The sequence below is a fragment of the Sinomonas terrae genome (genome assembly GCF_022539255.1).
GTDB classification, from domain to species: Bacteria; Actinomycetota; Actinomycetes; order Actinomycetales; family Micrococcaceae; genus Sinomonas; species Sinomonas terrae.
Map to the genome: position 1 here is coordinate 2,694,089 of NZ_JAKZBV010000001.1, position 26,936 is coordinate 2,721,024.

At 68.6% G+C, this 26,936-nt stretch carries 28 protein-coding genes and 1 tRNA gene; 15 read left to right on the forward strand and 14 right to left on the reverse strand.

What is annotated here, in order from left to right:
* Positions 1-2 precede the first annotated feature (2 nt).
* The 3 genes from L0M17_RS12430 to L0M17_RS12440 are packed head-to-tail and all read right to left on the reverse strand — an operon-like array spanning position 3 to position 2,852.
* Entirely contained in the window at positions 3-1,208 is a 1,206-nt protein-coding gene (locus tag L0M17_RS12430; RefSeq protein ID WP_241054293.1) for a MinD/ParA family ATP-binding protein, read from the reverse strand.
* A gap of 29 nt (positions 1,209-1,237) precedes the next feature.
* Entirely contained in the window at positions 1,238-1,786 is a 549-nt protein-coding gene (locus L0M17_RS12435) for a hypothetical protein (RefSeq protein ID WP_241054294.1), read from the reverse strand.
* Positions 1,776-2,852: a CHAP domain-containing protein gene (locus L0M17_RS12440; RefSeq protein WP_241054295.1), complete on the reverse strand. Its 1,077-nt coding sequence runs from the start codon at positions 2,850-2,852 to the stop codon at positions 1,776-1,778. Before L0M17_RS12440 ends, L0M17_RS12435 begins: the two co-directional genes overlap by 11 nt.
* 435 nt (positions 2,853-3,287) lie before the next feature.
* On the opposite strand from L0M17_RS12440, the gene L0M17_RS12445 reads away from it, so the two are divergent.
* Positions 3,288-3,842 carry an HD domain-containing protein gene (locus L0M17_RS12445; protein ID WP_241054296.1) on the forward strand — a complete coding sequence of 185 codons (555 nt, stop codon included), beginning with the start codon at positions 3,288-3,290 and terminating at the stop codon, positions 3,840-3,842.
* 26 nt (positions 3,843-3,868) lie between these two features.
* Here the strand turns inward: L0M17_RS12445 and L0M17_RS12450 are convergent, their stop codons facing one another.
* The gene (locus tag L0M17_RS12450; protein WP_241054297.1) at positions 3,869-4,339 is read right to left on the reverse strand and encodes an NUDIX hydrolase; all 471 of its coding nucleotides are present in this window, start codon (positions 4,337-4,339) and stop codon (positions 3,869-3,871) included.
* Between the two features lie 2 nt (positions 4,340-4,341).
* Positions 4,342-5,154, reverse strand: a complete 813-nt coding sequence (locus L0M17_RS12455) for a helix-turn-helix domain-containing protein (RefSeq protein WP_241054298.1) — start codon at positions 5,152-5,154, stop codon at positions 4,342-4,344.
* Positions 5,155-5,447: 293 nt separating this feature from the next.
* On the opposite strand from L0M17_RS12455, the gene L0M17_RS12460 reads away from it, so the two are divergent.
* The 11 genes from L0M17_RS12460 (at position 5,448) to L0M17_RS12510 (ending at position 15,080) form a co-directional block, all read left to right on the forward strand.
* A complete protein-coding gene (locus L0M17_RS12460; protein WP_241054299.1) occupies positions 5,448-6,533 on the forward strand; it encodes an ArdC-like ssDNA-binding domain-containing protein in 1,086 nt (361 codons plus the stop codon).
* Positions 6,533-7,432: a bifunctional DNA primase/polymerase gene (locus L0M17_RS12465; protein WP_241054300.1), complete on the forward strand. Its 900-nt coding sequence runs from the start codon at positions 6,533-6,535 to the stop codon at positions 7,430-7,432. The genes L0M17_RS12460 and L0M17_RS12465 overlap by 1 nt, the downstream gene beginning before the upstream one ends.
* Positions 7,432-8,094: a DUF2637 domain-containing protein gene (locus L0M17_RS12470; RefSeq protein ID WP_241054301.1), complete on the forward strand. Its 663-nt coding sequence runs from the start codon at positions 7,432-7,434 to the stop codon at positions 8,092-8,094. Before L0M17_RS12465 ends, L0M17_RS12470 begins: the two co-directional genes overlap by 1 nt.
* Before the next feature lie 167 nt (positions 8,095-8,261).
* Positions 8,262-9,116 carry a hypothetical protein gene (locus L0M17_RS12475; RefSeq protein WP_241054302.1) on the forward strand — a complete coding sequence of 285 codons (855 nt, stop codon included), beginning with the start codon at positions 8,262-8,264 and terminating at the stop codon, positions 9,114-9,116.
* Positions 9,109-10,170, forward strand: coding sequence for a ParB N-terminal domain-containing protein (locus tag L0M17_RS12480; protein WP_241054304.1), 1,062 nt, complete (start codon positions 9,109-9,111; stop codon positions 10,168-10,170). Before L0M17_RS12475 ends, L0M17_RS12480 begins: the two co-directional genes overlap by 8 nt.
* A gap of 66 nt (positions 10,171-10,236) precedes the next feature.
* Positions 10,237-10,746 carry a hypothetical protein gene (locus tag L0M17_RS12485; protein ID WP_241054306.1) on the forward strand — a complete coding sequence of 170 codons (510 nt, stop codon included), beginning with the start codon at positions 10,237-10,239 and terminating at the stop codon, positions 10,744-10,746.
* Positions 10,747-10,775: 29 nt separating this feature from the next.
* Positions 10,776-12,524, forward strand: coding sequence for a type IV secretory system conjugative DNA transfer family protein (locus L0M17_RS12490; RefSeq protein WP_372498065.1), 1,749 nt, complete (start codon positions 10,776-10,778; stop codon positions 12,522-12,524).
* 84 nt (positions 12,525-12,608) lie between these two features.
* Positions 12,609-13,070 carry a single-stranded DNA-binding protein gene (locus L0M17_RS12495; protein WP_241054308.1) on the forward strand — a complete coding sequence of 154 codons (462 nt, stop codon included), beginning with the start codon at positions 12,609-12,611 and terminating at the stop codon, positions 13,068-13,070.
* 12 nt (positions 13,071-13,082) lie between these two features.
* Positions 13,083-13,676, forward strand: a complete 594-nt coding sequence (locus L0M17_RS12500; protein WP_241054309.1) for a DUF4913 domain-containing protein — start codon at positions 13,083-13,085, stop codon at positions 13,674-13,676.
* Positions 13,664-13,873 (forward strand): helix-turn-helix transcriptional regulator, encoded by a 210-nt coding sequence (locus L0M17_RS12505; RefSeq protein ID WP_241054310.1) that lies wholly within the window; start codon positions 13,664-13,666, stop codon positions 13,871-13,873. The genes L0M17_RS12500 and L0M17_RS12505 overlap by 13 nt, the downstream gene beginning before the upstream one ends.
* Positions 13,857-15,080, forward strand: a complete 1,224-nt coding sequence (locus L0M17_RS12510; protein WP_241054311.1) for a tyrosine-type recombinase/integrase — start codon at positions 13,857-13,859, stop codon at positions 15,078-15,080. Before L0M17_RS12505 ends, L0M17_RS12510 begins: the two co-directional genes overlap by 17 nt.
* A 125-nt stretch (positions 15,081-15,205) precedes the next feature.
* Here L0M17_RS12510 and L0M17_RS12515 read toward each other — a convergent pair.
* From L0M17_RS12515 to L0M17_RS12535, 5 genes are all read right to left on the reverse strand, one after another.
* Positions 15,206-15,279, reverse strand: a tRNA-Pro gene (locus L0M17_RS12515).
* 144 nt (positions 15,280-15,423) lie between these two features.
* A complete protein-coding gene (gene der / locus L0M17_RS12520; protein WP_241054312.1) occupies positions 15,424-16,959 on the reverse strand; it encodes a ribosome biogenesis GTPase Der in 1,536 nt (511 codons plus the stop codon).
* Between the two features lie 35 nt (positions 16,960-16,994).
* Positions 16,995-17,777: a (d)CMP kinase gene (gene cmk / locus L0M17_RS12525; RefSeq protein ID WP_241054313.1), complete on the reverse strand. Its 783-nt coding sequence runs from the start codon at positions 17,775-17,777 to the stop codon at positions 16,995-16,997.
* Positions 17,759-18,859, reverse strand: a complete 1,101-nt coding sequence (locus tag L0M17_RS12530) for a prephenate dehydrogenase (protein WP_241054316.1) — start codon at positions 18,857-18,859, stop codon at positions 17,759-17,761. The genes cmk and L0M17_RS12530 overlap by 19 nt, the downstream gene beginning before the upstream one ends.
* A gap of 3 nt (positions 18,860-18,862) precedes the next feature.
* The gene (locus tag L0M17_RS12535) at positions 18,863-19,915 is read right to left on the reverse strand and encodes a pseudouridine synthase (protein WP_241054318.1); all 1,053 of its coding nucleotides are present in this window, start codon (positions 19,913-19,915) and stop codon (positions 18,863-18,865) included.
* Between the two features lie 227 nt (positions 19,916-20,142).
* Here L0M17_RS12535 and L0M17_RS12540 point away from each other — a divergent pair, with 227 nt between their 5' ends.
* The gene (locus tag L0M17_RS12540; protein ID WP_241054319.1) at positions 20,143-20,388 is read left to right on the forward strand and encodes a hypothetical protein; all 246 of its coding nucleotides are present in this window, start codon (positions 20,143-20,145) and stop codon (positions 20,386-20,388) included.
* A gap of 8 nt (positions 20,389-20,396) precedes the next feature.
* Here L0M17_RS12540 and scpB read toward each other — a convergent pair whose 3' ends face one another.
* From scpB to L0M17_RS12560, 4 genes are all read right to left on the reverse strand, one after another.
* Positions 20,397-20,948, reverse strand: a complete 552-nt coding sequence (gene scpB / locus L0M17_RS12545) for an SMC-Scp complex subunit ScpB (RefSeq protein ID WP_241054320.1) — start codon at positions 20,946-20,948, stop codon at positions 20,397-20,399.
* On the reverse strand, positions 20,938-21,888 hold the full coding sequence (locus tag L0M17_RS12550) for a segregation and condensation protein A (RefSeq protein WP_372498066.1): 951 nt from the start codon (positions 21,886-21,888) through the stop codon (positions 20,938-20,940). The genes scpB and L0M17_RS12550 overlap by 11 nt, the downstream gene beginning before the upstream one ends.
* Positions 21,857-22,756: a ParA family protein gene (locus tag L0M17_RS12555; RefSeq protein WP_241054321.1), complete on the reverse strand. Its 900-nt coding sequence runs from the start codon at positions 22,754-22,756 to the stop codon at positions 21,857-21,859. Before L0M17_RS12555 ends, L0M17_RS12550 begins: the two co-directional genes overlap by 32 nt.
* Before the next feature lie 213 nt (positions 22,757-22,969).
* Positions 22,970-24,367, reverse strand: coding sequence for a cation:dicarboxylate symporter family transporter (locus L0M17_RS12560; protein ID WP_241054322.1), 1,398 nt, complete (start codon positions 24,365-24,367; stop codon positions 22,970-22,972).
* 138 nt (positions 24,368-24,505) lie between these two features.
* On the opposite strand from L0M17_RS12560, the gene L0M17_RS12565 reads away from it, so the two are divergent.
* Both L0M17_RS12565 and L0M17_RS12570 read left to right on the forward strand, forming a co-directional pair.
* The gene (locus L0M17_RS12565) at positions 24,506-26,134 is read left to right on the forward strand and encodes a sensor histidine kinase (RefSeq protein ID WP_241054323.1); all 1,629 of its coding nucleotides are present in this window, start codon (positions 24,506-24,508) and stop codon (positions 26,132-26,134) included.
* Positions 26,131-26,829, forward strand: coding sequence for a response regulator (locus L0M17_RS12570; RefSeq protein WP_241054324.1), 699 nt, complete (start codon positions 26,131-26,133; stop codon positions 26,827-26,829). Before L0M17_RS12565 ends, L0M17_RS12570 begins: the two co-directional genes overlap by 4 nt.
* The last annotated feature ends 107 nt before the right edge of the window (positions 26,830-26,936 follow it).

Consider the following 26,936-nt stretch of genomic DNA (forward strand, 5'->3'; position numbering starts at 1 on the left):
GTTTAGCGCCTTCCATGTGTGATCGGGTCGGCCTGGGTGGGTGCGGAGGCGGCATCGACGGAGTGGAGGCCGTCGGCGATCGCCGCGGCTGCGCGCTCGAAGGCGCGGCGGACCGGGTGCCCTACGAGCTGCCAGTCGATGATCGAGCCGGTGTCGAGGGCCTTGTCGTAGGGGACGTCGATCACAGCGCGGACGGTGCCCTGGAGGGCCTTGCGCAGCTCGGCGCGCTCGGCGGCCGCCGAAGAGGCACCGCCTCCCTGCGTGACGAGCACCACCGCATCGGCGACGAGCTCCCTGTAACGAGGGTTGCCGGTGCGCTCGGACATCGACTCCAGCTGCTCGATCATCCGCAGCGCCGAGACAACGGCGTTGCGCTTGAGGGTCGTGGGGATCACGAGCTGGTCCGCGACGTCGATCGCGGCCAGCCAGTTCGCGCTGCGGGTGTTGTTGCCCGTGTCGACGAGGATCGTGTCGTAGAAACGGGTCAGGACCGCATGGAGCCGGTTGAACTCCTCGACGCCGATCTGCTTCATCCGGTCGGGGTCCTCGTCGGAGACGAGGACGTTGAACGAGTTGTTCCCCTGGTGGCGGGTGTAGAAGGACAGTTCGCCCTTGCGGGCCTCGATCCGCTCGAACGACCCCAACGCCCGCAAGAGGTCCCAGACCGTCCGGGTCGAGTCGTTCGAGCTCGTGCGCACACCGAGCGTGCCCATCGTCTCGTTGTTGTCCCACACGAGCGTCTGCAACGCCGAGTGCCTGCCGAACGTCGAGCCGAGCCCGATGCTGCAGGTCGTCTTCCCGACCCCGCCCAGAGGCTGGGCCACCATCACCATCATGGGGCGGCTGTAGATCCGCTGGATCGCCGCGATGTCAGCCCTGCGCCCGAGCTCCTCGGTCCCGGCCTTCGGGCTCACCAGGCCGAAGGTCACCGCGCGGATCAACGCCTGCCACCCGGAGGTCGGGGGCAGCTGGTCGTCGACGTTCTCCTTCCGCAGGATCGCCGAGCTCCTCCGCCCGCGCACGAGGGGCTCTGCCTGCACCGGTGCCTCGGGCTCAGGTGGCGACGGTTCCGCCATCGGTGCGACCAGGTCGGGGACCGCCCCCACGGCCGCCTCGGGCGTGAGGTGGTCATCGATATCGGCGGCCAGGTCCGCGATCGCCGAGCGGTGAGCGGCGCCTCGCTCCGTCCCCTGCCAGTTCGTCGTCATGGATTCCTCTTCCTCTTGCGCTGTCTGTCTCATCCGGAGCCCGGGACGTTGAACCGGACGACTTTCCATGGGGCCTCGGCGCCGTCGCGGTGCAGGACCACCTCGTAGGCCCCCTGCGGCGATCCGAACCGGGCCGACGCCGCATAGCCGTTGGCCTCGTCAACGACCAGCTCCCCGGTTCCGAACGAGGCGATCTCGATCGTGGACGGATCGACGTCCGCATAGTCCTGCACCGCCTGGGCTGTCAGGAGCGGGCGAAGGTCCGCGATCCATGCCTGGGCGTTCACCCCCGGGCGGGCGTACAGGGTCATGGCCCTCGTTGCGACGTCGAGGGCTGCTGCCTTCGACCTCGCGTCCCACGCCACGCCCAAGGTCGCAGGAGGCGTCCCCCCTCCCGGCGCCTGCGGGCTGTCCTCGGCACTGAGCGACACCGAGGCCGAGGCGGTGGGGCCGGCTGGCGACGACGCGCCCGGATGCGGGGTCGAGGCCGCAGGGGATGCGGCGCACCCTACTGTGAGGGCGAGCGCAAGCAACGTCGCGGCCGGGGCAGCCGTCTTGGCGGCTGGGCTAGGAGGCAAGGCCGAAGTCCTTCCGGGCGGGCACGTACAGGAAGGCGCTCGGCGTGCTGCTCCTGACCGTGCGCGTGTAGTAGGCGTGGTCGTTGGGGGCGGGGTTGCCGTTATACCCCTCCTCGAGGAACGTCCCGTCCGTGTTCACCGCCTTCACCACAGCGACGTGGCCGAGGCCTCCGGCTCCGCCGACGTTCGGCGCGTACCAGACGATGGCGCCGGGCTCTGGGTCCTTGCCGGTGGGCCAGCCCCTTGCGTCCCAGCCGTCCTTCCACGTCAGGGCCGATCCGAGGGGCTTCCCGTCGGGGCGGAACGTGGAGTTGAGGACCTTGAACGGGAACGTGGTGCTGCCAAGTTCCTGGTTGACCCGCCAGAGGGCGAAGTCGACGCACTCGCGCGTGAACATGCCGTCCGGAGACGTCGCATCGACCGGACCGGCGCCCCAGGGCAGGTCGTCCCCCGAACCCCCGGCGGCCGGGCAGGCTGTCCCCCCGGCGATGTCGGAGGCGTTCACGCCCTCCAATGCGCTCACCACTGCGGTCGCGGCGGGCCAGTAGCTCGCGTAGTGGTACGGGTCGGCGTTGCGCTGGACCCTGTGGGCGGCGATCGTCGGATCCAGCTCCGCCCAGCCCTGGACGCCCTGAAGCTTCTTGAAGAAATCGGCGGCGCTCGTGCCCGGGTCCATACGGTCCTCCGGCGAACCCCACGCACCGTTTCCCCGCTGCTGGAACAGGCCCAGGCTGTCGGGGCCGGCGGCGTCCCCGTGGTCCAGGACCCGCAGGCCGGACTCCCCCATCGCCGTCATCACGCCGATCGCCTGCCCGCGGACAGACAGCCCCATCGCCTTGCCGGTATCGATGATGGTCCTCGCGTTCGCCAGCTGGACACCGGAGTAGCCGTCGATCTCCCCGGACCCGGCATCCACGGCCGACGATCCCGAAGCGGCCGGGACGCACGCGGCTTGGGCCGCCACGGGCGACGCACTGCCGCTGCCGTCTGTCACGACCGTGACCAAGGCCACGGACCCGGCGAGGAGCGCAGCCGCTGCCGCCCCTAACGCCGTCCTTGAACCCATGCGGAGTCACCTCCCCGAATTGCTTCCACTTCTCGAGGTGCACCGACAGGGCCGACAGGGAGGCCGCAACCTGGCATGAACGAGACCGAGTTCATTCAGACGTGGATCAATCGACAATTGCGGATTCTGGCAGACGAAGCCACGGCTGGCGACACCACACGTCAAATCCATACGGCATTCCGTCAAATCTTCAAGAGTACGCTCCGAGAACGACGGGCCTCATCGGTAGGGCCCGAAAGCGCAACCCCGGGTTGATCTGGGCGAACGCGCAAGGGCCTCGTTCCCGGCTGAAAGCCGCCGGTTGCGTCGTTGATCTGAGCTGCCACTGGCTATAAACTCCCTCGGTTTCTGAACGGCCTGCCAATCGGAATCCCGTTCCCTCGGTTGCCGACACCCGACCGGGGCCTGGGCGACTGACTGGCTAGTCTGAGGTCTATGACTTCTCTGGTCGAGCGGGCGCGGGCTGTGGCGTTGGAGACGCTTTCCGATCTTCCGTCGAGGCGGGCGCACGTAGTCGGGGTTGCCGCCACGGCCCGGTCGACCGCCGAGCAGTTGGGGCTGTCGGGGCGCGATGAGGTGGTGGCAGCAGCGTGGCTTCATGACGTCGGCTATGCCGAGCATCTCGCGGTGACCGGCTTCCATCCCATCGATGGAGCCATGTTTGTCAGGGACCAGGGTTTTCCCGATGCGGTGGTGTCGCTCGTGGCGTACCACACGGGAGCGGAGACCGAGGCCGCGGAGCGGGGACTGTCAGATGCACTGGCTGCGTTTGAGCGGCCTGATGCCGCGCTGCTGGATGTGCTGACGTTCTCCGACCTCACTGTCGGACCGGAGGGCGAGCCCGTAGAAGTGGAGGACCGGATCGCGGAGATTCTGTCGCGGTATCCGGACAGGCACCCGGTGAACAGGGCGGTGGTGCGGTCGTCTCCTGTCCTGCTTGCTGCGGCGCAGAGGGTGAAACGTCGGATTGCCGCAGTGGACGCCGGCTAGCGGCCTTTTTCGGGGTCGGGAGATGCTCAGCCGAGGTAGGGGGCGGGGCGGCGCTCGAGGTAGTGGCTGATCCTCAGGCTCATCGAGGGGTGCATGTCCAGTTCGGGGATGCGTTCGGGCTCGACCCAGGCAATGTCGGTGCTCTCGGTGTCATAGGCGAGGGTGCCACCGAGGAGTTCGGTGGTGAAGCAGAGCGAGAACTGTTGGCGGACTTCGCCATCGGTGTATTCGATGACGTGATTGGGGTTGGTGTAGACCCCGACGAGCCCGGTAATGCGGACATCGAGCCCGGTTTCTTCCCTGACTTCACGGACCGCGCAGTCTTCGATGGACTCCCCGAGCTCCATCCCGCCGCCCGGGAGCGCCCAGAGCCCGTTGTCCTTGCGATGCACGAGGGCAATCCTGCCCCCGTCGTCTATGACGACGGCTGTGGTGGACGGGACGACGCTGTTGGGCTTGGGGGCGTTCGGGTTGTTGAAATGGTCTGTTCGGGACATCCTCAGATTCCTCCGTCGTTGCTGTGAACGGGATAGGCCGTCGCCCAGATGCGTTCGAATGCGGTTGTGTAGGTCTCCCAGGGGACTGCGGCGGTGTCCTCGGTGAGGATGAAGACAGGGTTGTCGCTGGCCGGAGAACCGTAGACGTGGGGATTGACGACCATGGTGCTGTCCGCGCGGAAGATCGACGTGTACAAGGACGTGCCGTGGACTCTGATGCTGACGTTGGCTTCGTCTGCTATCGGTTTGAGGCGCCGGATAGTCATTCTGCATCTGTCGCCGAGGCTGTGTTCGATCTGTTCCTCGATGCCGCGCCGGTGGACCGCCTCGGAGGTCGGGTCGCCCGCCATGAAGCGAATCAGCGCGCCCCTGCGTGCTGCGCCGCGGGCGAGATCCAGGAACCTCGGAACGGTGTCGAATAAGAACGTCCCGCCGTACACGCAGATATCGATCTGCTCGGATGCGCCGCCGAAGAGGTCGGCCCAGGTATCCCTCGGTACGTGGGCGCGGCTGGGGTAGAAGACGGCGGGGATCGTCCCCGCGCCGCTCGCGCGAGGTGGGGAGAAAAGCTGAGGCCAGAGGTCGTGGAGTTCGCATTCAAGCGCCCGGGCGACGGCATTCGCGTTCTCCCGCTGGGGCTTCGTTTCGCCGTCGAGCCAGCGTTCGATGGTGCGCTGGTCGATGCCCGACTTGCGCGCTAATGCCGCCGCTGTGAGTGCCTTGGCGGCCATGCGCGCGCTCAGCAGCTTGTTCCGTTCGCGCACCTGAGCGGCGGGCCTGTCTTCTTCCCGGGCGGTGGCATTGGTTTCGGTCAACGGCACTCCTTGGACATCGGTAAGCCTCATTCTGCCGTGGTGTGGGGGGCTTCTGTCCAAGGACTGGCGCCTGAATGACGTGGGAATGCCGGAAATGGGCGCTTTAAGTGGTCATGTACTCCAATCAGGTGGGGGCACAGACCTCGACAGCTGGGCGAGCCCGCTTGAGCCGGGTCACCGGACACTCGCTCGCCCGCTCCTTGTTGCCCGTCGCTGGCTCGGTGATTCGGTGACGCACCTCATGGTTGCTTGGCCGCCCGGCGCTTGGGCGGCATCGAACGGAGGAGGCTGTGATGGCCGCAAGTGAGGATTCCCGTACGGCGCGAGATGCCAAGCTCGACGAGCTGCATGACCTTCTCACCAGCGCCGTCGAAGCGCTTGTTTCGGGTGATGACTGGAATCGGGCGCTTGAGTTCGCGGCTCGTTTCCGGGCCAGGTCGTTCAACAACACGCTGTTGATCTGGGCGCAGCACACGGCGGCCTTCGAGGCGGGTCATGTGCCGGATCCGTTGCCGTCGTATGTCGCTGGATACAGGCAGTGGCAGTCGCTCGGTCGCCAGGTGGAACGGGGGCAGCCGGGGTACATGATCTTCGCGCCCGTGACAGGCCGGTTTGCGTCGCCGACCCCGCAGGATGCCCAGTCGTGGCGCAGGCTCGGGAAGTTCGAGAAGCCGAAGTCCGGTGAGGTGGTGCGCTCGTGCATGGTCGGCGCCCGCCCGGCATACGTGTGGGATGTCTCCCAGACAGCGGGTGATCCGATTGCCGAGCGGCCCATCCCAGCGCTGTTGGAAGGCGAAGCGCCTGCTGGGCTGTGGGAGGGCCTCGCTGCTCTCGCGGAGGCGGAGGGGTTCGCGGTGCTGCGGGTGCCGGATGGGGATTTGATCGGCGGGGCGAACGGGGTGACCGACTTCGCCGCGCGGACGGTCGCCGTGCGAGTGGACATGGATCCGGCCGCCCAGGCGAAGACCCTGGCGCACGAGCTCGCGCACGTGAAGCTGCACGGCCCCGGCAACCCTGACGCCACTCGTCATCGCGGGATCGGCGAGGTGGAGGCGGAGTCGGTCGCGCTCATGATCGGCGCCGCACATGGGATGGACACAAGCTCCTACACGATCCCGTACGTATCCGGCTGGGCCGGACGCATCGAGGGCAAGTCCCCGGTCGAGGTAGTCCAGGCTACCGGTGAGCGGGTCCGGCGGACCGCCGGAACCATCCTGGACGCTCTGTCCACGATCCAAGTCGGGGCGGGCGGCCCACCTGGCCTGACCCATGAACGCGAGGACATTGAACGAGCCCCCAACTCCGGGCACGCCTCGTCGCCGCCGGCCAGCGGTCATCGAGTGTCGAGGGCGGCGGCCCCCGAGCTGCGGAGCCTCTGATGGATCCCGCCGAGCTCTTCCTCGAGGTCGCGAACCTGCCGCTGGCAGAAGCGGCCGCGCGATTCGCCGCTTCACGGGTACCGGTGTTCCCCTGCGTGCCGGGCGGGAAGCGTCCGCTGACGGCGCGTGGCTTCCACGACGCGACAGCCGATACGTGGCGAGTGGCGTCGTGGTGGCGTCGGTGGCCCGGCGCGAACATCGGTCTTCCCACCGGGGCAACATCCGGGGTAGAGGTCGTCGATGTCGACCGGAAGGCAGGCGGCAGGACTGGATTCAGCTCATTCGAGCGGGCTCGCCGTGCCGGGCTGGTCGGCGGGTGGCAGGCGTTGGTGCGCACGCCATCGGGCGGGATGCACGCCTACTACCCGGCGGACCCGGCGCGGCCGCAGCCGTCGTGGCAGGCAGCGTCGGCGCGAGTGGACTTCCGCGGCGGGGGCGGCTACGTCATCTTGCCCCCATCCATTCTGGACCTGGAGACCGGGCGGCGCGCGTGCTATGCATTGATCCCCGGACAACGAGGGAACGTGTCGCCGGTCGACGCCGCCGCGCTGCGGGACCTGCTCGACCCCAGGCCCGCCCCTGTCGTACGCCCGAAGGGCATCGTGACCGCGACCGATGGCGAGCGGCTAGCGGCATGGGTCGCCGGGCGCGGTGAGGGTGAGCGGAACCGGGGCCTGTTCTGGGCGGCGTGCCGGATGGCCGAGGCGGGCGCCGCCCCGGAGGTGACACAGGAGCTGTTGGCGCCCGGCGCCGAGCAGGCGGGGCTCCCATCCCGCGAGGTGGCCGTGACGATCCGGTCCGCCTACCGAGCACACCACAAAACCCAGCGCTCGGACGACACGTCGAGGCGGGATGGCGCCGCGGGTCGTACCGTGCAGGCCGAGAGCCGAGGGCTCTGATGTTCCCGACCGGTCTCGGCGGCAGCGACCTGGCGGTCCGAACGGCGGTCACGGGGACTGTGCTGATCGCCGCGTTCGCGTTCTGGCTCTCCTTCACCGCCCTCTCAGATCTGGCGCGTCGGTCAGGCGTCGAGGCGGGCCAGGCGTGGGCGTGGCCGCTGATCGTGGACGGGTTGATCGTGGTCGCCACCGTCGCGGTCGTCGCGCTAGATCGGCGCCCGGCGGCCTGGTATCCGTGGCTGCTGCTGATGGCCGGGACCGTGGTGTCCGTGACAGCGAACGCGCTGCACGCCAGCGTGGCAGCCGACGCGGACGTGCCCAGTCTCCTGGCCGCCTGTGTCGCGGCCGTCCCACCGCTCGTGCTGCTCGCGAGCACGCATCTGACGGTCGTCTTGGTCCGCTCGCGTCGTACCGTCCGAGGCCTAACTCCCGCTGAAGGCCCCAAAGGCGTCGAAGACGGTGCCCTGGCCGGAATGGCATCCGTGCCAGGGGCGGTTGGCCGGCGGGAGTCCGCGGCGGCCCTGCACGCGGAGGGATGGTCGAACAAAGCGATCGCCCGACACCTCGGGGTCGCCCCTTCCACCGTCGGTCGCTGGTTCTCCAACGCCGAGGCGGCCAACGCAGCTGACGGATACGGGACACCGAAGGAGCTGACCACGTGAACGACTCTCCAAACTGGGCTCGCCCGCCGCACCTGACGTCTCCCGATCCAGCCGGTCGCCGCCGGCCTCCCGGATGTGAAGTGACCGTGTCGGGCCCCAGCATCGCGCCCGCCACGTCGATTGCTGGGGAACGTGTGTGCACCTGCTGGCCAGGAGGTGCCGCACTTATGGCCAGGACCGAACGCGAACGGAAGCACCGCTATGGCTTCGAGGATTCCGAGGGGCTGCGAGCCCTGCTGACCCGCCTTCACGACGCCGGCCGCGGGGCCTGGCGGGAGGACCCCGAAGCCGCGGCACTGATGCGGCACGCCGCCGAGAAGTACGCCGCCCTTGCCCGCAAGCACGGGCTGGACCCGTGGGAGGCCGCGACCGCAGCGTTCGAGGCGATGCGCAATCCCTCGGTGCGTCGGGCCCAGGACCCGTGGGCGGTGATCACCCACGCGGTGCGGATCACCTGTCTGGCCGAGGAACGCGGCCAGGGTCTGCTGTGCTCGGTAACCCGCGCCCGTCGCCCGCAGTACAGCGGATTCCATGACGCGCAGCGATTCAGCGACCGCGAGAGCCCGCTGACCGACTACCACCCTGCCTTCTGCACCAGCTTCGGGGACGAGGCCGATCAGGCCACGCCCTCCAACGCGGGCGAAGCATCCACCAGGATCCGCTCCGCCGTCGAGGACGCGATCGTCTTCTTCGCCCTGCTGGGCTGGCCCCCGGCGACGGCGCGCACGGGGATCGAGTACATCTGCACCAGGCTCGCCGAGGCGCCGTCGCGGGCCTCGGCGTTCGAGGCCCTGCACCGCGACTTCCACGCCCGCGCCCTGCTGGACATTCCCGGCAGGTCGTGGCTGGCGATGCTGCGCACCGTGCTCGGCAATCCCGATGCGGACCTGGCGCACACGGCCGCGGGACGAGGAATCCTGTTGCGGCTGCTCGTCGGCGAACCCTTGGGGGGCCTGCTGGCCGACGACGCCCTGCTGGCCGAGGTGGTCCTGTGCGCCCCGTCGGGCGGAGGCCATGGGTAGCCGGCCGGGGTACATCGAGCTCGAGCGCGCGCTCGACTCCATCCGGGTCGGGCGCCGACACCGCGCCGACCTGGGCGACATCGGCGAGCTGGCCGCGTCCATCGAACGCGAGGGCCTGCTCCAGCCGATCACGATCGCCCCGGACGGGGTCCTGGTCTGCGGGCTGCGACGCCTGGCCGCGATGCGCCAACTGGGCTGGAGGACGGCGAACGTATGGGTGCGGTCAGGGATCAGCGACGAGCTCGGGCAGCTCCTGGCAGAACAGGACGAGAACGCCCTCCACAAGCCCCTCACCCAGACCGAGCAGGCCGCCCTCTACCGGGAGCTCAAGGCCCTGCTCGCCGAGGACGCCGCCCGGCGGCAGGAAGCCTCCCGGTTCCCCGCTGACGGACAAAAGCCCAGGTCACACGGTGGGGCCACCGTGGCCCCACCGTCAAGTGCAAGCGGAAAGACGCGGGAACAGGCCGCGCTCATGGTCACCGGCCGGAACTCGTACACGAGCCTGGAACGCATCAGCGAGCTCCAACGCGTCGCGGCCGACCCGACCGTGCCATCGGGGGTCAGGGACCGGGCGGCAGCAGAACTGGCGGGGATCGACGCAGGCGGGTCGATCAGGGCAGCGCATCAACGCACCAGTGCCGAGGTCTCCCTGACCGAGCTCGACCGCCTCGCCGTCGACCCCATGGTCCCCATGGGGATGCGGGAGCGTGCCAAGCAGGATGCCGCCCGGCTGCGTGCATCCCAGGCGCAGACCCGCGCCGGCGACCTGGAACGTCTCGCCGCCGAGGCACTCGCGCGCGTCCGCGCCGGGCAGAAGCGCCCCCGACACCCCCGCCCCGCACCGACACCGGCGGCCGGGGTTATGACGGTCCGGGCGTTCGTCCTGACCTGGGACGAGCTGACGGGATGGTGGGAGCGCTGCGACCCCACCGAGGTCGCCGCGGCCCTGACTGATGATCAATGGGAACGCTTCCAGAACACCCTGACCGGCACAATCAGGTTCGCCGAGGCCATTTCCGCGGCCCGCGCCAGCTCCGAGCCCCGCACCGCCTGAGGACCGCCAGGCGCGGGCGACAATGAGCTCCACGCCCTGCGACAGCCGACGGCGCACCTCACCTGTATGAAGAAGATCCATCCCCATTCGGCCCCGAGCCTGGTTCCCCACGTCGTCCTCGATGTCCATGCCGACGGCACGCTGATCGCGTCCGTGGATGGCGTACCGTTGGATCCGCCGCCGGCCGCGGGGCCGTGGCGTCGGTCCTCGCTTGGGCAGATCATCGACCTGGCGACCGGCGGCCGCACGGCCCCTGTCCGGGTCGAAGTCCACGAGACCGATGACACCGTGTTCACCGAGTTCATCACCCCGAGCTCCCGCCGCCGCAACGCGGCCCTGGAACCCGCGACCCCCGTCGAGGAGATGCTTGAGACTCACCCGCCTGCGTTCGTGACGATTGAGGAAACCGGCTTCCTTCCGGCAGAAGACGTCGCGGTCGCAGTCATCGTCAGACACGCTGAAGCGGACCCGTCAGGGATGGCACGGGCCTTGCTCGACTCCGCACGCCTCGGAGCCGGTGAGGTCGTTCTGCTCGGGCGCGTCTCCGGCACGCTCGTCATCCGGAAGATCCGGTGAGCGGGGACGGCCGGCGGTCGGAGCAGTTCGTGGACGAACTGGCCGACATCGTGATCCTCGCGCTCCTCGGCCTGCTCGCCATCGCACTCGTCCTCCGGGCTGCCGGCGCTGTGGCGGCGTTCCTGACCGGCACGCCGCAGCCCGCTTCCGGGATTGCCTCGGGAGCCGGAGTGCTGTTCCACCCGGGCGACCCGGCCCGAGCTCTGGACGCGGACAGGCTCGACCCCTTCGCCTACTGGGCCGTCGCCGGGCTGCTCCTTGCCGGGTTCGCATCGGTCGGGTCGTGGGCATGGATCGCTGTGCGGCGACACTCCCGGGAGACGGAAACGGACCCGGGACGGATAGAAGGGACGGCGACCGCCGCGGAAATCAACCGGACGGCGTCCGCGAAGGCCTTGCTGAACCGGGCCGAGAACATCCGCCCCTCCCTCGACCGCCCGCGTCCCCACGACGTCGGGTACCTCCTGGGGAAGAGCCGCGGCAAAGAGGTGTGGGCGTCGGCGGAGGACTCGATCCTGCTTATCGGCCCGCCCCGCTCGGGGAAGGGCCTGCATGTCGTGATCAATGCGATCCTCGATGCCCCCGGCGCGGTCGTCACCACCAGCACCCGTCCCGACAACCTCGCTGCGACTCTGCGGGCTCGCCAGCGCATCGGCCCGGTCGCGGTGTTCGATCCGCAGCATCTCACCGAGGGCCTCCCGGCCGGGCTTCGCTGGTCCCCGGTCCGCGGATGCGAAGACCCCCTGACCGCGATGATCCGCGCGACAGGCCTGGCCTCCGCGACCGGACTGTCCGCTGGCGGCGTCGAGTCCGGCGGGTTCTGGGAAGGCAAGACCCGCACCGCTCTCCAGGGCCTCCTCCACGCCGCCGCGCTCGAACATCGGCCGCCTGCGGAGCTGTTCCGGTGGACACTCGACCCCACCGCCGCCGCGGACGCTGTCGCCATCCTGAACAGCAGCCCGTCCGCGGCCACCGGGTGGGCCGAGTCGCTGGAGTCGATGATCGATGCCGACCCGCGCACCAGGGACTCGATCTGGCAGGGTGTCTCCCTGGCGCTCGGGGCTCTCGCGGACCCCCGGGTCCTGGACGCGGTCACACCGCGCGACGGGGAGGGCTTCGACCCAGAGGCGTTCCTGACCGGAGACGGCACCCTGTACCTGCTCGCCACCGGGGCCGGGGCTGGCGCGTCTGCTGCCCTCGTCGCGGCGTTGGTGGAGGACCTCGTCGAGACCGCTCGCCGCCTCGCGGCCCGCTCTCCCGGGGCGCGGCTCGATCCGCCGCTGCTGCTCGCGCTCGACGAGATCGCCAACCTCGCCCCGCTCCCGTCCCTGCCCACCCTCATGGCCGAGGGCGGCGGCACCGGGATCACGACCATGCCGGTGCTGCAGTCCCTCGCCCAAGCCCGCGACCGATGGAACGAGCACCAGGCCAACGCGATCTGGGACGCCTCGATCGTGAAGGTCATCCTCGGCGGTGCCTCCAATAGCCGAGACCTCCAAGACCTCTCTGCCCTGATCGGGGAACGCGACGAATACACCGATTCTGTGACCTTCGGCGACCAGGGTTCCCGGTCCAACCAGCGCTCCGTCCGCCGCGTCCCCATCCTGCCGCCCGACCGGATCCGCACCCTCCCCTTTGGCACGGGCATCACGATGCTCCGCTCCGCCCCACCGATCGTCACGGATCTGAACCCGTGGCCAGCCCGGCGTGACGGCGCCGAGCTCAAGGCCGACCGCGCCGAGATCGAAGCCCTCCTTCGGAGTCCGACGTCGTCCTGACCCGCACTGCAGGGAGCTGCTGCGCACCTTCCTGTTGACGGCGACCCAATCCCGGGTCCCCGCAGATGTCAGGAGGGCAGTCCCATGGCGATCCACACCCAGCAGTCCGTCTCCGGGTTCATCGCATCCGAGCCGCAGCTGACCTACACCGCAAAGGGCGATCCAAGGTTCTACGCCCGCATCGGGCAGGAGCACTACCGGCGCGAGGCCGACGGGTCCTTCACCGAACTCGAGCCGACGTTCCACGACCTCGTGGCCTACCGGGCCACGGCAGAGCGGGCATACGAGCGGCTGGCGAAGGGCGACAGCTTCGTCGCCGAGGGATACGCCCACACCTTCGAGCACGAGCGCGACGGGCAGACCGTCGAGAGCGAGGAATTCGTGGCCAAGAAGATCGGACACAACCTCGCCCGCACCACGTACGAGGTCGACCGCAGCCGCCGGGCACAGGCCGTCGCCGAACGCGAAACCCCAGCCACCGGGCCCCAGACGAGCGCACCACCCCGCAGGGACCCGGCAAACACCTCCTCCGGGCTCGGACTCTGAACGGCCGCCGCGATGAGGACCAACCGCGACACGGCGCCCGAGCCCGACGAGCCCGAGCTCTACGACACCGGCAGCGGATTCGACGGCCCAGTGCTGCCCGAGCCCCCGCACCCGATCAACTGGAACCTGCTCACCGCCGACGAAGCCGAATCCGAATGGCTGGACCTCAACGCGTGGGTGAACTGGCTCCGCCGCACCTATGGCCTCCCGGCCGCGGTGATCCCGCCGTCCTGGCACCGGCATCCCGAACTGGTCTGGGAACTCTCCGCGCTCCACCTGCACTGGCTCTGCGCCTACGACCCCGAGCAGAACGGCTCCGCGCCCTTGGGATGGCACCGGGACTTCGCCGACGCCAGACAGCGCCTCCGCGACTGGGTGACCGTCTCCGGCACCCGCCTCGACCGGGACCGACCCACCCGGCAGACCGCCTGGCCCGGCGAGGAACACGCCACACCCTTCGAGGACACAACCATCACCAACCGCGACGAGGACTTCGTCCAGTTCGTCCTCGACGACGTACGAGGGCGCCGGGACGCGGAAGATGAATTCTTCCGCAACCTCGACGGGCCTCATCCAGAGGATGCCCGGTGGCCGTGGATCCCGTGACCGCCGCGGCCTCGCCCTTGCTGGACAGCCGGGAGGTCGCCGCATACCTGAAGGTGTCCGAATCCACGCTCTCGCGCTGGCGGTCCGCCGGAACCGGGCCGCCGGTGCTGCGTCTGGGAGGGATCGCCCGCTACCGGCTGGAAGCTGTGGATCGTTGGCTCGGCAGCCTGGAGCAGTCCAATGCCGAAGAGACCTGACGCCCTGCCGAAATCCCAGCCGAAGCCAGTGCCCCCGATCGGGGTGAAGCTCTCCACGGACCTGGAACGCCGCTCCTACGGCATCCGCGCCCGGGCCCGCTGGACCGATCCGATCACGAAGCGGCGCATCACCCGGTCCGAGATCGTCCCTGACGAAGATGCAGCCCTGGCCTTCTTCGGACGGCTGCGCCATTCCTCCCGGTCAGGCACCGACGCGACAATCACCCTGTCCGAGTTCGTCGCCTCGATCGGGGACCGGTGGGCCAGAGGACTGGACCCAACCTCGACCGGCGAAACGTACGGCTACGGGCTGAAATTACGAGTACTGCCCTCCCTGGGGCACCTCCCCGTCACCCAGATCACCGCGGGAATGATCGACCGCACGATCGACGATTGGGAGACGAGGTACGGGCCCTCGACGATCAAGAATGCCATCGCCCCGCTCGTCCGGGTCCTCGACGAAGCCGTTCGCGACGGGCTTCTGATGAACAACCCGGCGAAGAACCGCGCCAAACGGAGCCTTAACCGGAATGCCTTCCGCGCCCAGCGGCCAGAGGACGACTCGCCACGGAAGCATGCAATCCCCGACTTGGCCACCCTGAACCGGCTTGCCGCGGCCTGCGGCACGGTGCACCAGTCGTATTCCGACTACGTCATGCTCGCGGCCCTCCTGGCCGCCCGGTCCTCCGAAGTCTCCGGTCTGCAGGCCGGGGATGTCCTCCTGGAGAAGAACCTCGTAGCCATCCGGCGGCAGATCTTCCCCGGCAAGGGCGGTCTGGTGACCAAGGCAACGAAGAGCCGCAAGGAGCGCCGCGTCCCGATCCTCGATCCCCTCCGTCCGGTCCTGGAACGCCTGACCGCCGGAAAAGAACCCGGAGACCAGCTTCTCGTCGGGCCGAAGGGCGGGGTGATCACCACCGCGACCTTGCGCGACGCCACCAACTGGGATGCGCTCGTAGCCGATCTCGGCCTGCCGAACCTCACACGGCACGGGCTCCGCCACACGGGGGCAACTTGGATGGCCGACGCGGGTGTCCCCCTGCACGTTCTCCGAGAGATCCTCGGTCACGCCTCGATCGAGACCACCCGCGGCTACCTGCACCCCGACGAACGGCACCTCGCCTCCGCGGCCGAACAGGCCAACGCCTTCCTCAACCCTCCCGGGCAACACCGCAGGACGCCCCATCCGGGCGGACCTGCGCTGTGACAGGATCTCTGCCCGGAGCGCCGGACTGGATTCTGGTCCCCTTTTGGTCCCCTCGTCCACGGAAGACCGTGCCCGAATACAACGAAGTCCTGGCGAGACAACCGTCTCACCAGGACTTTCTTCAGTCGGGCTGACAGGATTTGAACCTGCGACCCCTTGACCCCCAGTCAAGTGCGCTACCAAGCTGCGCTACAGCCCGAAAGTGCCTGCCCGTTCTCGCTGTTCGCGCCCGTTCAAGCAACCGCTTCAGCATATCCGACGAGGGCTTTGAAGGCGAATCGAAGCGGGCCGGCGCGCCTGCTTGAAAGGCGCGCCGCGACGTCGTCCGCCCCTCCCCCGAGCGCTACTTCTTGCGTGAACGCTTCTCCCGAACCCGCATGCTGATCTCGATCGGCGTGCCTTCGAAGCCGAACGTCTCGCGCAGCCGCCGCGTGATGAAGCGCCGGTAGCCGGGGTCGAGGAAGCCGGAGGTGAAGAGGACGAACTTGGGTGGGCGGCTCTGGGCCTGGGTACCGAAGAGGATCCGCGGCTGCTTGCCTCCGCGCACCGGGTGCGGGTGCGCCGCGACAAGCTCGCCGAGGAACGCGTTGAGCTTGCCGGTCGGGATGCGCGTGTCCCATCCCGCGAGGGCTTTGTCGAGGGCGGGCACGAGACGGTCGCGATGCCACCCCGTCTTCGCGGAGAGGTTCACGCGGGGCGCCCATTCGATATGGGCTAGGTCCTTCTCGATCTCGCGCTCGAGCCAGCGCCGCCGCTCGTCGTCCATGAGGTCCCACTTGTTGAACGCGATGACGAGGGCGCGGCCTGATTCGATCGCGAGGTTGATGATGCGGACGTCCTGCTCCGCCAGCACCTCGTCGGCGCCGAGGAGGACGACGGCGACCTCCGCCTTCTCGAGCGCGGCTTGAGTTCGCAGGGAGGCGTAGTACTCGGCGCCCTTGGCCATGTGCTGACGTCGACGGATGCCAGCGGTGTCGACGAAGCGCCAGATGCGTCCCCCGAGTTCGATGAACTCGTCGACCGGGTCACGGGTCGTGCCTGCGAGTTCGTTCACGACGACGCGCTCGGAACCAGCGAGCTTGTTCAGGAGCGAGGACTTGCCCACGTTCGGACGCCCGATGAGCGCGACACGACGGGGCCCGCCCGAACGCTCGAGCCCGGCGATGGCCGAAAACTCCGGCAGCACCTCCATGGCCGCGTCGAGGAGGTCGGCCACACCGCGGCCGTGCATCGCCGAAACGGGGTACGGCTGGCCGAACCCGAGGCCCCATAGGACAGCCGCGTCGGATTCCTGGGCGAAGTCATCCACCTTGTTCGCCACGAGAAGCACCGGCTTCTTCGACTTCCGCAGCATTCGCATGACGGCCTCGTCGGTAGCCGTCGCCCCGACCGTCGAGTCGACGACGAACAGGACCGCGTCAGCCATGCTCACCGCGATCTCCGCCTGCTCCGCAACCGAGGCGTGGATGCCCCGCGCGTCGTGCTCCCAACCGCCGGTATCCACGAGCGTGAACTTCCGCCCGCTCCATTCCGCGGGGTACGAGACGCGGTCACGGGTCACGCCCGGGACGTCCTCGACCACGGCCTCCCGGCGCCCGAGGATCCGGTTCACGAGCGTCGACTTGCCGACGTTCGGGCGTCCGATGATTGCCAGCACGGGATCCATGCGGGTGGGAGCCTCGGCATCCCACTCCTCGCCTTCCACAGCGAGGAGGCGCGCATCCTCCTCGTCGAGCTCGTAGTCCTCGAGCCCGGCGCGGAGAGCCGCGGCACGCTGCTCGGCCTCGTCGTCGCCCATTGTTGCGAGGTGCTCGGCGATCTGGTCGCCGCCCTCGGGCTCGTACTCTTCAGCGGCGATGTCGCCCACGGCGTCGCTCATGCTGATTCTCCTTCGTTGATGTCAGAAACGGCGGGTCAGTGCCCGGCCTGAGGTGCGGCAACCGCCGCGTGGACGACTGCGAGGACCGCCTCGACGGTCTCCTCGAAGTCGAGGTCTGAGGAATCGACGGTGTACACGCCGTCGGCGGCTTGACTGAAGCTCGCCACAGTCGAGTCCTTGAGGTCCCGCTCGATGACCTGCTGATGCAGGTCCTCCGCGGTCTGCGTGCCGCCGAGCTGAATCCCGCGGCGGCGCATCCGTGCCTCCTCCGAGGCCGTCAGAAGCAGGCGCACCTCGGCGTCGCGGGCGACGACGGTCGTGATGTCGCGGCCCTCGACGACCATGCGGCGCCCGTGGACTGCGATGAGGGCCCTTTGACGGCGGATGAGCTCGTTCCGAACGCCGAGGTTCGTGGCCACCGCGCTGACCGACTGCGAGATCCGCGGCTCGCGAATCTCGGCGGTCACGTCATGACCCCGGACGGCGACGCTCTCGTGGTCGGCGCTCGTGCTGAGCTCGAGGTCGAGCGCACGGGCCGCCGCCTCGACGAGAGCGCTGTCCGTGAGGTCGAGCCCCCGATCGAGGCAGTCCCACGTGACCGCACGGTACATGGCGCCGGTGTCCAGGTACGCGACGCGCAGGCGCCGGGCCACTTCCTTCGACACGCTGGATTTGCCCGAACCTGAAGGACCATCAATCGCGACGACGAGCGGGCGCCCGACGCGCAGCGGCTCTTCCCCGGGCACGGGCGTGTAGCGAACGCTTGTGCCCCTCGACGTGCTCGACGAACTGAATTCCGTCACTGCAGCACCCGCCATCCCCGCTCCTCCAGTTCTGCCACAAGATCATCGTGCTTGCTCGGGAGCACGGAGATCTCCACCATGCCCACGTTCCGCCCCGACGAGTGGTCGAGGCGCAAGTCCTCAAGGTTCACGCCAATCTCGCCGATCTCGGTGAGCAGCTTCGCGATCTGCCCGGGCCGGTCGTCGACGAGCACGGTCAACCATGCAAACGCCTGCGGCGGACCGCCGTGCTTGCCGGGGATGCGCGCCTGGCCCGCGTTGCCCTCGCTCATGAGCTGTGCGAGGTCAAGCCGCGCTCCCGGCGCCGTCGGGGCCTCGAGCGTCCCGATGAGCCGCTCGACGTCCTCCCGCACACCGTACAGGTGCTTGACGAGCTTGTCCGCGTTCGCCCCGAGGATCTGGATCCAGAGGTCCGGATCGCTTGCTGCGATACGTGTGGTGTCCCGGAGGCCGTTGCCGGCGAGCGAGAGGAGGCGGAGGTCCGTGCCCTGGAGCCGGCTCGCGAGGAGCGAGGACATGACCTGCGGCAGATGGCTCACGAGCGCAACCGCCTCGTCGTGCTCATCGGGGTCGAACTCCGTGACGATCGCGCCGAGGTCCGCTCCGAGCGCCTTGGCGAGGCGCACGGCGTCGTCCGATGCGTCCTTGTGGGCGCACACGACCCACGGCATGGAGGTGAAGAGCTCGCCGCGCGCCGCGACCGGCCCGGACTTCTCCCGACCCGCCATCGGGTGCGTGCCCACGTAGCGAGAGAGGTCCAGCGAACGGAGACGCAAGTCCGCGAGGATCGCGGACTTCACGCTGGCGATGTCGACGACGACGGCGCGAGGCCAGCGAGCGAGCGCGTGTTCGACGACGTCGGCCGTCACGTCCGGCGGGGCCGCGACGACGACGAGCTGCGGCTCGACGCCGCGGTCCGCCTCAAGCTCGGCCACGGGCCGGCCTGCGCCGATGTCGACCGCGACAGCCTGGTGGGTGGGCGAGGGATCTTCAAGGAAGACGGGGACGCCGCGGTGCTCGAGCCCGAGTCCGATGCTCGTGCCGAGGAGGCCCGTGCCGATCACGACGACGGGGCCGCCCAAGTGCGTCGGGGCCATCCTCTAGAGCCCCACAGCCGCCATGAGATGCCCGACTTCCTGCTTGCCGAGCTTCCGGATGGTGCCCTGCTTCTGGTCGCCGAGGCCGATAGGCCCGATCTTCGCGCGGACGAGCCGCTGGACCGGGAACCCGATCGCATCGAACATCCGACGGACGATTCGGTTCTTGCCCGAGTGCAAAACGACCTCGACCAGGACGAAGCCCGGAGTTGAATCTACGAGCTTGAACGAGTCGACCTTGGCGAGGCCGTCCTCGAGCTCGATGCCACGGCGGAGCTGCGCGCCGACGCCGTGAGGCATCGGGCCGCGCACCTGCACGACGTATGTCTTGGGCACCTCGTACGAAGGGTGGGAGAGGCGGTTGGCCAGCTCGCCGTCGTTCGTGAGGAGGAGAAGCCCCTCGGTGTTCGTGTCGAGCCGCCCGACGTGGAAGAGTCGCTCCGGCGTGCCTGCGCGGAGGTAGTCCGAAATGCAGGGGCGGCCCTCGGGGTCATCCATGGTGGAGACGACGCCGCGCGGCTTGTTGAACGCCATGTAGACGAGGTTCTCGTTGAGCTGGACCCGCACGCCGTCGACATGGATGACGTCGGTCTCCGGATTGACCCGGCTGCCGAGCTCCGTGACGATCTGGCCGTTGACCTCGACGCGGCCCTGCTCGATGAGCTCCTCGCACACCCGCCGCGAGGCCACGCCCGCGTTCGCCATGACCTTCTGAAGGCGCACGCCCTCGTCGTTCATCTCTGCGCGGGTCCGCGGCTTGTGCTGGGGCAGCGGAGTCGGAGACTTCCGATCCGTCCGCTGAACAGCGCCGAGGTTGCGGCCGAAGCGCTCGTTCGCGAAGGGTGCCGCTCCGGTTCCCTTCGCTTGGGGGCGCTCGCCGCGCTTCCGCTGCGAACCTTTCGGAGCGCCCTTGGCGCCGCCCCTGGCAGCGTTCCCGCGGCCTCCGAACGACCCCGAGTTGCTCTGGGCTCCGCCGTTCTTCTGGCCTGCGCTGTTCTTCTGAGTGGGGCGTTGCCCTCTGTTGCGTGGTGAACCCTGGCGTCCCGCCTGTGTCATGACCCGGCCTCAAGTGTGTTGGAAGAAGAAACTCGGCCCGCTTTCGTGCGGGCGGGGCCTGAAGGCCCCCATCTACGATACCGGATAGGGCACTCCCGCTTGAGTCAGGCGTGAGCAAAATCTCGCTTCCGCTCACGGACGGGACAAAGTGCCTGGAACGAATTGCAGATTGGATAAAATGAATTCCTGACACGCAGCCGTCCGGGAGCCCAGGAGATACCACTGCCATGACCTTCTTTGACTTTCTCAACCCCCGCTCTACTGGGCGGATCGAGCGCCTCTCACGCCAGGTCGCCAGGCTGAATCGGATGATGGGCTATGACGAACTCACCGACCCGGATTTCCAAGACATCATCGGCGAGATCCGGGCCGGCCGCGAGATCAAGGCCGCGGAGCTGTACTGCAAGCGCTTCGGGGCCTCAATCGGTGAATCCCATGCCGCTGTCAGTGACCTCAGACAGCGGCTGCGGTAGGCGCAGGGTCACTGCTCGAGTTCGATGCCTGCGAGGTCTTCGAGTCCAGGCAGGTGGGGCGAGATCTGCGGAAGCTCGGAGACCGAGCCGATGCCGAGCCGCTCGAGGAAGTACGACGTCGTCTGATACAGGATGGCGCCCGACTCAGGGTCCGTCCCGACCTCCTCAATGAGGCCCCGGGTAACAAGGGTGCGCACGACCGAGTCGACATTGACCCCGCGGATCGCTGCAACGCGAGAGCGGGCAACGGGTTGCCGGTAGGCGATGACGGCGAGCGTCTCGAGGGCCGCCTGGGTGAGCCGGGCCGTCTGGCCCTCGAGGACGTAGCGCGAGACGATCTCGGCGAATTCCGGCCTTGAATAGAACCGCCATCCGCCCGCCACCGAACGGAGCTCGAACCCTCGGCCCTCGGCCATGTACTCCGCCGCGAGCCCCGAGAGGAGTTCCTCGACCTCGGGCTGGGGCAGCTCGAGCGTCGCGGCGAGCTCGGCCGCGCTCACGGGTTCGTCGACAACCATCAGCACCGCCTCGAGCGCGGCGGCGTGCGGATTACCCTGCATGCTGCTCCTCCTCCATCTCACCGGCTTCAGCCATCTCACCGGCTTCGCCCATCGCGCCCGCTTCGCTGGTCTCGCTTCCGACGCTCGGCGCCTCGCCGTCGTCGTACTCCTCGCTCAGACGCTCGGCACTCCAGTCCTCCCCTGCCGTCCACCGCACGCTGAGGTCGGCGAGCGGCGCCGCCTGCTCGAACGCCACGGCTCGGTCGCGGAACATCTCGAGCAGTGCCAGGAAACGAACCACGATCATGAGGCGCGAATCGGCGTCGGTGGTGAGTGCCCGGAAGCTCTGAGGACCGCCGGAGCGCAGACGCTCGCCTAGAATTGCCGCCTGCTCGCGAACGCTCACCGGCGGCGCGTGCAGGTGCGCGAGTCCGACTTCCGACGGCGGGGCCTCCTTCGGCGCCAACGCCTTCGCGGCAAGCGCGGCGAACTGCTCCGGCGTGTGCTGCCACACGAGCTCGGGCAGGAGGGCGGCGAACGCCGGCTCGAGGCTCACCGTCCTCGCGAACCGCCGCCCCTCGGTCTCGAGCGTCTCCCCGAAGATCGCAGCGATTTCCTTGAACGCCTTGTACTGGAGCAGCCGCGCGAAGAGCAGGTCCCGGGCTTCGAGTCGCGCGACGTCCTCCTCATCCTCGACCTCGCCCTGCGGGAGCAGCCGAGCGGCCTTGAGGTCGAGCAGCGTCGCCGCGATCACGAGGAACTCGCTCGCCTCGTCGAGGGCCCACTCCTCGCCTCGATCCTGCATTGCGCGGATGTAGGCGATGAAGTCGTCGGTAACGGTCGCAAGCGCCACCTCGGTGATGTCGAGGCGGCGCTTGGCGATCAGCCCGAGGAGGGCATCGAACGGGCCGGTGAAGTTCTCGAGCCGGACTTCGAAGCCGGAGGCGGACTCCCCCGCAGTCGGATCGCTAGGGTGCTCCACCACGGGCCACGAGCTCACGCGCGAGCCGTCGGTAGGACTCGGCACCCGGATGGTTCGTCGCGTAGCGGGTGATGGGTTCGGCGGCGACGGTGGCGTCGGCGAACTTGATGGTGCGCTTGATGACGGAGTCGAAGACCTTGTCGCCGAAAGCCTCGATGAGCCGTGCGAGCACTTCGCGGCTGTGGAGCGTCCGCGAGTCGTACATGGTGGCAAGGACGCCGTCGACGACGAGCCGCGGGTTGAGGCGGTCCTGGACCTTCTCGATCGTCTCGACCAGGAGGGCGACGGCGCGCAGCGCGAAGAACTCGCAGATGAGCGGGATGATGACACCGTGCGCGGCCGAGAGCGCGTTGACCGTCAGCAGGCCGAGGGAAGGCTGGCAGTCGATGAGGACGAGATCGTAATCGTTCTCGACCTTCCGGAGCGCGCTCGCGAGGACCTGTTCGCGCGCCACCTCGGTGACGAGCTGGACCTCTGCCGCGGACAGGTCGATGTTCGCGGGCAGGAGGTCGAGGTTCTCGATCTCTGTCTTGCGGATCGCGTCGCGGATGTCGACGTGCCGGTCCATCATGACGTTGTAGACGGTGAGGTCAAGCTCATGCGGGTTCGTCCCGAGACCTGCCGACGCCGCGCCCTGTGGATCGAAGTCGACGATCAGGACCCGCCGGCCGTACTCCGCGAGCGCCGCAGCGAGGTTGATGGCCGACGTCGTCTTGCCGACGCCGCCCTTCTGGTTGACCATGGCGATGATCCGCGCGGGCCCGTGGGACTCGAGCGGAGCGGGCACGGAATACTCGCGTTCGGGACGGCCCGTAGGGCCGAGTACGACGTCGGTGAGGTCTTCGGTGATGCCGTCCAGAGTCGCCGAGCTCTGCTCTGTGCTCACGTATCCATCCACACTTTCGAATCGCTGTCTGCGGCTTCCTGAGACCCCACCCTACACGCGCACGAGAGGCATCCCGGGCACCTTGACACTTACCTCAGGTTGAGCCTTTACCCTCAGCTAGAGGCTCAATGTTCGTCCCCGCACGAGTTGCGCCGTCACCTTTGCTGGGTGCAGACCCAGCAAAGGTGACGGCGCGAGGGGACAGGCCTCGGGTCAGACGCGGACAGGCTGGGGCAGCTCGGCGCTAGGCGAAGCGCCGGCGTCGCTGGACCCAGCCGAGTCCTCAGGGGAGCCGTGACCGTCGGCGAGCATGGTGGTCTCGTCGAACGGCAGGCGTCCGGAGAGCACTTCGCGGACCCGGGGACGGTCGATCTCATGCGTCCAGACGCCCATGAGGATGGTCGCGACGGCGTTTCCGGTGAAGTTCGTCAGAGCGCGGGCCTCGGACATGAAGCGGTCGATACCGACGATGAACGAGACGCCGCCCACGAGCTGCGGCGCGTGCGACTGGAGGCCGCCCGCGAGGGTCGCGAGGCCGGCACCGCTGACGCCCGCCGCACCCTTCGACGCGATGATCATGAAGACGAGAAGCCCGACCTGCTCGCCGATGTTCATCGGCTGGCCCATCGCCGTCGCGATGAAGAGCGAGGCCATGGTGAGGTAGATCGCGGTTCCGTCCAGGTTGAACGAATAGCCGGTCGGGACGGTCACGCCGACCACGGGCTTCGATACGCCCAGGTGCTCCATCTTGGCGATGAGGCGCGGCAGCGCAGCCTCGGAGGACGACGTCGAGACGATGATGAGGTACTCGCGGGCCAGGTACTTCATGAGCTTGAAGATGTTGACGCCGCCGACGGCGCGCAGGAGCGTCCCGAGGATGACGACGACGAACAGTAAGCACGTGATGTAGAACGCGACCATGAGGGTCAGAAGGCTCACGACGGCCTTCCAGCCCGTCGTGCCGACGACGGCGGCGATCGCGCCGAAGGCGCCGATGGGGGCGACCCACATGATCATGATGAGGATACGGAACACGAGCACCTGCGCCTGGCGGATGAACTCGAGCAGCAGGGCTCCGGTCTTGCCCATGCGCTGGAGCGCGAAGCCCACGAGCAGTGCTACGAAGAGCGTCTGGAGCACCTGGACGGAGGTGAGCGCCGAGACCAGCGTGTTCGGGATGATCCCGAGCAGGAAGTCCGACGTCCCCGAGGCAGCGGGCGCCTTGTACGTCGCGTCCTTGAGGTCGAGGCCGGATCCGGGGTGGATGACGTTGCCGACCAGGAGGCCGACGGCGAGCGCGAAGGTGCTCATCACCATGAAGTAGACGAGCGCGAGGCCACCGACCTTGCCGACGGTCGCGGCCTTCGCGATCGAACCGATGCCGAGCACGATCGTGCAGAAGATCACCGGAGCGATCATCATCTTGATCAGGTTGACGAACGCGTCACCGAGCGGCTTCATGTCGGCCGCGAACCCGTCCTTGCCGGGAAACATGAGACCGACGACGACGCCGAGCACCACCGCAACGATGACGGCGATGTAGAGCCAGTGGGTGCGGTCGGCCTTCTTCTTCACCGGCTGCTTCGCCGGTGCCAGGGGCACGGTTGCCATGAGTCCTCTTCCTCGAGTGGGGGGCCGCGTCCCTGTGACCGCGGCCATACCACCTTCCCGTAGAGTGTGAGGAGGACCACCCTTGCGTTCATATTGGTCACGCGGACTGGTCACTGGGATTCGATCGGAGGGAAGCAGTTGAGCCTCGCACGGAGGCTGTTCCTCCTGCTCGTAGTCGCCGTCGTCCTCTTCACGGCCTTCGCCGGCACGGCGTTCTACCTCGACGCCCGCGACCAGCTACACCAAGCCGCCGGGAACAGGACCCTCGCTGTCGCCGAGGCGATCGCCGACAGCCCCGTGGTCGCCAATGCCGCGCTCGACGCGCAGCGCACGAATCCCACTCCCGTCCTCCAGCCGTATGCGGAACAGGTCATCTCCGATGCCAAGCTGGACTTCATCACGATCATGGCCCCGGATGGGACGCGCTGGACCCATCCCAATCCTTCGGAGATCGGCGGCAAGTACATCGGCTCGACTTCCGAGGCGCTCGCTGGCCGCCCCTTCACGGAGACCTACACGGGGACGCTGGGGCCCTCCGTGAGGACGATCGTCCCGATCAAGGCCCCGGGCTCGGACCGCGTCGTCGGGATGGTCGCCGCCGGCGTGACCGTCACGAACCTTGACGTCACGCTCGCGTCGCGGCTCCCGGCCCTCCTGGGGATCGCCGTCGTCGTCCTCCTCCTCGGCTCGCTTGGGGCCGCCATCCTCGAGCGCCGCCTCTCTGCCGCCACCCACGGCTATGGGCTCGAGCAGCTGAGCCAGCTCTTCGCGTACTACGAATCGGTGCTGCATTCGGTGCGGGAGGGCGTCGTCATGGTTGATCCCCGCGGACGGCTCGTGATCCGCAACGATCAGGCCTCCGAGCTGCTCGGCCTCCCGCCGACCGCCGCGGCGGGCCCTTCTCCCAGCCTCGCTCCCCTGCTCGCCGACGTCGACCTCCCCGAGAGCCTCCGCGAGCTCCTCGCGAGCGGACGGACGGCGCGAGACGAGATCCATCTCACGAAGGACCGCGTGCTCGTGGTCAATCAAGAGCCCGCCCTGGCTCCGGACGGGCGGCGGACCCGAAGGCTCGGCTCCGTCGCGACTCTGCGCGATCAGACGGAGATCGAGACGCTCGGCTCGGAGCTCGCGACCATGCGCACGCTCTCCGATGCGCTCCGCAGCCAGACCCATGAGCACGCGAACCGCCTCCACACGATCGTCTCGCTCCTAGAGCTTGGCCGTACGGATCAAGCCCTCGAGTTCGCGACCGAGGACCTCTCGCTGAGCCAGTCCCTTGCCAACGAGCTCGTCGTCTCCGTGCAGGAGTCCGTCCAGGAACCGGTCCTCGCGGCGCTCGTCATGGGCAAGGCTGCGCAGGCCCACGAGCGCGGCGTGCGCCTCGACGCCGAGGCGACGGGAAGCCTCGCTGAAGTCGGCCTCGAGCCCCAGCACCTCGTTACCATCGTGGGCAACCTGCTGGACAATGCGATCGACGCCGCCGCGGCGGCTGAGCCTCCCCGTTGGGTTGCGCTCGAGCTCCACGAGGAAGCAGGGGGCGTACTCATCGAGGTTTCGGACTCCGGGTCCGGAGTGCCTGCCAGCGAGCGCGAGCGGATTCTGCACTTCGGCTATTCGACGAAGCCCCATGGGGCAGAGGGTCGCGGTCTGGGCCTCGCCCTGGTGCGCCGATCCGCCGAGGCATTGGGCGGTACCCTCGCCGTTGAGGGGACGAGCGGTGCGGTGTTCACCGTGTCGATCCCGGCGCGAAAGGGAAGGAAGGAATGAGCGAACTCCGCGTCCTCGTCGTCGAGGACGAGCCGATCGCCGCGGATGCCCACGCCGCCTACATCGGGCGCATCCAGGGTTTCACTCACGTCGGCACAGCCCACGACGGCGCCTCCGCCCTTCGGCTCGCTGGCGAGCTCGCCGCAGCAGGGCGCCCCGTAGACCTCGTGCTGCTCGACATGAACCTGCCCGACCTCCACGGGCTCGACGTCGCGCGGCGGCTGCGAGCGGCAGGCCACCACCCGGACATCCTGGCGATCACTGCCGTCCGAGAGCTTCCCGTGGTGCGTCGCGCGATCTCGGCCGGCGTCGTGCAGTACCTCATCAAGCCGTTCACGTATGCCGCGTTCGCCGAGCGGCTCGAACACTACCGGGAGTTCCGCGAGTCCCTCTCCCACTCGGAGGGCACGACGTCTCAGGACGCGGTGGACCAGGCACTCGCCGCGCTGCGGACCCCCGTGGGAACACCGCTTCCGAAGGGCCTCTCCCCCGACACCCTCGACGCGATCCGCGCTTTCGTCCGGACCCGGGGCGCCGCCGTCTCGGCGAACGAGGTCATGGAGGCCGTCGGAGTCTCCCGAGTCACGGCACGTCGCTACCTCGAGCACCTCGCGGATGCGGGCGTTCTCACACGTTCGGCCCGTTACGGCACCCCCGGGCGGCCCGAGAAGGAGTACCGGTGGGCCAGCCTCTAGCCGCACGATCTAGCTGCACCCGTCTGCCCCTGCCGTTGGCGCCCAGACAGGCCTAACGTGGTAGCGAGGGTTCTTCCCTCGCTAGCAGGAAACCAAGCAGAAGCACT

Coding starts and splice junctions, on each gene's coding strand:
- L0M17_RS12430 (WP_241054293.1), bottom strand. CDS start 1,208: ATGACGACGAACTGGCAGGGGACGGAGCGAGGCGCCGCTCACCGCTCG.
- L0M17_RS12440 (WP_241054295.1), bottom strand. CDS start 2,852: ATGGGTTCAAGGACGGCGTTAGGGGCGGCAGCGGCTGCGCTCCTCGCC.
- L0M17_RS12445 (WP_241054296.1), top strand. CDS start 3,288: ATGACTTCTCTGGTCGAGCGGGCGCGGGCTGTGGCGTTGGAGACGCTT.
- L0M17_RS12450 (WP_241054297.1), bottom strand. CDS start 4,339: ATGTCCCGAACAGACCATTTCAACAACCCGAACGCCCCCAAGCCCAAC.
- L0M17_RS12460 (WP_241054299.1), top strand. CDS start 5,448: ATGGCCGCAAGTGAGGATTCCCGTACGGCGCGAGATGCCAAGCTCGAC.
- L0M17_RS12465 (WP_241054300.1), top strand. CDS start 6,533: ATGGATCCCGCCGAGCTCTTCCTCGAGGTCGCGAACCTGCCGCTGGCA.
- L0M17_RS12470 (WP_241054301.1), top strand. CDS start 7,432: ATGTTCCCGACCGGTCTCGGCGGCAGCGACCTGGCGGTCCGAACGGCG.
- L0M17_RS12475 (WP_241054302.1), top strand. CDS start 8,262: ATGGCCAGGACCGAACGCGAACGGAAGCACCGCTATGGCTTCGAGGAT.
- L0M17_RS12480 (WP_241054304.1), top strand. CDS start 9,109: ATGGGTAGCCGGCCGGGGTACATCGAGCTCGAGCGCGCGCTCGACTCC.
- L0M17_RS12485 (WP_241054306.1), top strand. CDS start 10,237: ATGAAGAAGATCCATCCCCATTCGGCCCCGAGCCTGGTTCCCCACGTC.
- L0M17_RS12495 (WP_241054308.1), top strand. CDS start 12,609: ATGGCGATCCACACCCAGCAGTCCGTCTCCGGGTTCATCGCATCCGAG.
- L0M17_RS12500 (WP_241054309.1), top strand. CDS start 13,083: ATGAGGACCAACCGCGACACGGCGCCCGAGCCCGACGAGCCCGAGCTC.
- L0M17_RS12510 (WP_241054311.1), top strand. CDS start 13,857: ATGCCGAAGAGACCTGACGCCCTGCCGAAATCCCAGCCGAAGCCAGTG.
- der (WP_241054312.1), bottom strand. CDS start 16,959: ATGAGCGACGCCGTGGGCGACATCGCCGCTGAAGAGTACGAGCCCGAG.
- cmk (WP_241054313.1), bottom strand. CDS start 17,777: ATGGCGGGTGCTGCAGTGACGGAATTCAGTTCGTCGAGCACGTCGAGG.
- L0M17_RS12530 (WP_241054316.1), bottom strand. CDS start 18,859: ATGGCCCCGACGCACTTGGGCGGCCCCGTCGTCGTGATCGGCACGGGC.
- L0M17_RS12535 (WP_241054318.1), bottom strand. CDS start 19,915: ATGACACAGGCGGGACGCCAGGGTTCACCACGCAACAGAGGGCAACGC.
- L0M17_RS12540 (WP_241054319.1), top strand. CDS start 20,143: ATGACCTTCTTTGACTTTCTCAACCCCCGCTCTACTGGGCGGATCGAG.
- scpB (WP_241054320.1), bottom strand. CDS start 20,948: ATGCAGGGTAATCCGCACGCCGCCGCGCTCGAGGCGGTGCTGATGGTT.
- L0M17_RS12560 (WP_241054322.1), bottom strand. CDS start 24,367: ATGGCAACCGTGCCCCTGGCACCGGCGAAGCAGCCGGTGAAGAAGAAG.
- L0M17_RS12570 (WP_241054324.1), top strand. CDS start 26,131: ATGAGCGAACTCCGCGTCCTCGTCGTCGAGGACGAGCCGATCGCCGCG.